3 protein-coding genes and 1 pseudogene are annotated in these 2,936 nt (G+C 74.5%); 3 read left to right on the forward strand and 1 reads right to left on the reverse strand.

Annotation, left to right across the window (positions count from 1 at the left end):
* From HGA02_RS15195 to HGA02_RS15205, 3 genes and pseudogenes are all read left to right on the forward strand, one after another.
* Positions 1 to 252: pseudogene (locus tag HGA02_RS15195) on the forward strand (pilus assembly protein); the annotation flags it as partial.
* A 104-nt stretch (positions 253 to 356) separates the two neighbouring features.
* The gene (locus tag HGA02_RS15200) at positions 357 to 788 is read left to right on the forward strand and encodes a hypothetical protein (protein WP_343035510.1); all 432 of its coding nucleotides are present in this window, start codon (positions 357 to 359) and stop codon (positions 786 to 788) included.
* 19 nt (positions 789 to 807) lie between these two features.
* Positions 808 to 1,356 (forward strand): hypothetical protein, encoded by a 549-nt coding sequence (locus tag HGA02_RS15205; RefSeq protein WP_168679861.1) that lies wholly within the window; start codon positions 808 to 810, stop codon positions 1,354 to 1,356.
* A gap of 211 nt (positions 1,357 to 1,567) precedes the next feature.
* Here the strand turns inward: HGA02_RS15205 and dinB are convergent, their stop codons facing one another.
* A complete protein-coding gene (gene dinB / locus HGA02_RS15210; RefSeq protein ID WP_343035511.1) occupies positions 1,568 to 2,770 on the reverse strand; it encodes a DNA polymerase IV in 1,203 nt (400 codons plus the stop codon).
* Between the last annotated feature and the right edge of the window lie 166 nt (positions 2,771 to 2,936).

Below are 2,936 nucleotides of genomic sequence, written 5' to 3' on the forward strand. Positions count from 1 at the left end.
GCTGCGCGCGCGGCGGCGGCGACGGGCGTGGCGTTGCGCGACCAGGGCTTCGACGACGACCCGGCCGACGCGCTCCGGCTCACGTGCACGTCGACGCCGTGCCTCGCCCCCGGCTCGCGCGTCACGGCGCGCGTCGAGGTGGTCGTGCCGCTGCCGTTCGTGCCGACCGCGGTCCGTGACGTCGTCCCGCTCGAGGTCCCGGTGAACGCCGAGCGGGTCGCGCCCGTCGACACCTACCGGGCGCGCGGATGAGCCCGAGGGCCGGCGTGGCGGTCAGCCGGGCGGCACGGTCGAGGGACGTCGCCGCGCGGATCCGGCGTCGGATCGCCAGGGCGGGTGGCGGCGACGACGGGCAGGTGCTGCTGCTGACGCTCGGGTTCGTCGTCGTGGCGCTGCTGCTCGTGCTCGTGGTGTCCGCGGCGACGGCCGTGCACCTCGACCGCAAGCGTCTCGTGGCGCTGGCCGACGTCGTGGCGCTCGACGCGGCGGACGCGCTCGCCGACCCGGGCTACTTCGCACCCGGCGCCGGCCAGGGTGATCCGTCGCGGGGCGGGATCGACCTGTCCGACGCCAGCGTGCGTGCCGCCACCGAGGCCTATCTGCGGGAGAACGCGGCGGCGACGCAACCGTTCGTCACCGTGCGGGTGCTGGAGGCGACGAGCCCCGACGGCCGGTCGGCGCACGTCCGGCTGGGCGCGGTCGTCCGGGTCCCGGTCGTCGGCGGGATCCTGTCGGCGTGGTCGGACGGCGTCACCGTCGAGGCGGAGTCGTCGGCTCGTGCCGAGTGATGTCCCCGGCGACGAGCGGATGCTCGACGGACCAGTCTTTCGTCAAGGTCATCAGCTGACGCGGGAGGTCGACATGCCCAGGAGCGCCGACACGTTCGTCGACTGGCACCAGTTCATCGTCGGGCACGACATCGGAGAGCCCTATTTGGACGACCCGGTCGACGAGCACGGGGTGATCGGACGGGTGAAGCGCACCTACTGCACCGTCGTGACCGGGATCGCCACCGGACTTGTCCGGTTGACCACCGAGGCCCTTGACGGGCCGCCGGAGTCGGTCGACGACACGTGGGAGGACGTGGGCGAAGTCTCCCTTGAGACCTCCACAGAACTCCCCATGCGGGCGGCGAGCTTCGAGTGGGTCCCGGAGGAGCAGCTCACCGACCCTCTCGACGCGCACGGGCCTGGCTGCTACCGGTTGCGCGTGCACGCACGAGGTCGTGACGCCTACTGGGACGGCTCGACGCTCGAGGTCCTCGAGCACTACCTCATCCAGAGCTGGCCCGCGCCGTACGCCCTGCCGGCGACGCTGCGCGCCACCTCGGAGGTGGGTCTGGGTCGACCAGCCTGAGCGAGCAGCAGGACATCTCCACTCACCGCTGGGAACGTGTCGTGTTGCAGGCGGACTCCTCACGTCCTGACGCATGCCGCGATGTGAGTGACGTGACGAACGGGGACGGTGATCGGATCCCGGTGGTCGGCGGCGTCCTCTCGACGTGCCGGACCGCGCGAGCGGTGTCGTCGCCCTCCGCGCGAGGGCGGCGGGCGCGGCACCGCAGGCGCTAGTCGGGGAGGAGGGGGACGGCGATGCCGTCGCCGCTGCGCAGCAGGCTCGCGCGCGTGACGGAGCGCTTGCCGAACCGGTCGGCGACCGAGTCGAGCGTCGTGTCGAGCGCACCGAGGTCGGGGCCGTCGAGCGCGAGCTGGGGCTGCACGACGTCGTCGGACTCGAGGTTGGTGAGCGCGACCCCCACGAGGGTGAGCCCGCGCTCGCGGATCAGCGGGGCGACGGAGTCGAGGAGCGCGACCGCGGCGGCGGCGAGGTCGGTGCCGGACGACGTCGCGTGCCGGAACGACCGCGACCGGGTGGCACGGGTGTAGTCCTCGAAGCGGAGGCGCAGCACGACGGTCCGGGCGGTGCGGTGCGCGGTGCGCATGCGGCGCGCGACGCGGTCGACGAGGCCGAGCAGGGCGGCGTGGACGAACGCGGGGTCGTGCGGGCCGCGCCCGAGCGCGCGCTGGGCGCCGATCGAGCCACGCCGCCGGCCCGTCTCGACACGTGAGGGCGTCCGTCCGTGCACGACCGCGTGCAGGTGCCGCCCGGCGGCGGGGCCCAGGGCCCCGACGAGCACGGACTCGGGGAGCATCGCGACGTCCCCGGCGGTCCGCAGGCCGTACCCGTGCAGCTTCGCAGCGGTGACCTCGCCGACGCCCCAGAGCAGCTCGAGCGGGAGCGGGTGGAGGAAGGCGTCCTCGCGGTCGGGCGGCACGTGCACGAGGCCGTCGGGCTTGCCGACGCGCGACGCGACCTTCGCGAGGAACGGGGTGCGGGCGACGCCGACGGTGATCGGCAGGCCGACCTCGTCGCGGACCTGGCGGCGCAGCCGGGCCGCGATCTCGACGGGCGGCACGTCGATGCGGTGCAGGCCCGCGACGTCGAGGAACGCCTCGTCGATCGACACGCCCTGGACCTGCGGCGTCGTCGCGTGGAAGAGCTCGAACACGGCACGGCTGGCCTCGACGTAGGCGTCGAAGCGGGGCCGGACCTCGACGAGGTCGGGGCAGAGCGCCCGCGCCTGACGTCCGCTCATCGCGGTCTTCACGCCGCGTCGCTTGGCCTCGTACGAGCACGCGAGGACGACGCCGCCCCCGACGGCGACCGGGTGGCCGCGCAGGCGGGGGTCGTCACGCTGCTCGACGGACGCGTAGAACGCGTCGAGGTCGGCGTGCAGGATCGCCGCACGACGGGCGGGGGTCTCGCTCACGAACACATGTTCGAACCGACCACCCACACGGCGCCAGGGGCTCGCGTGGAATCCGCGACGCGCCTGGCGCGACGCGCCTTCCACACCGGACGCCGTCGCGCCGACGGGCAGCCGGCGCGGAGGGCCGGGCGTGCAGCCGGCGCGAAGGGGCGGGGAGCGGCGCGCG

This window comes from Cellulomonas septica (assembly GCF_012396155.1).
GTDB lineage: Bacteria > Actinomycetota > Actinomycetes > Actinomycetales > Cellulomonadaceae > Cellulomonas > Cellulomonas septica.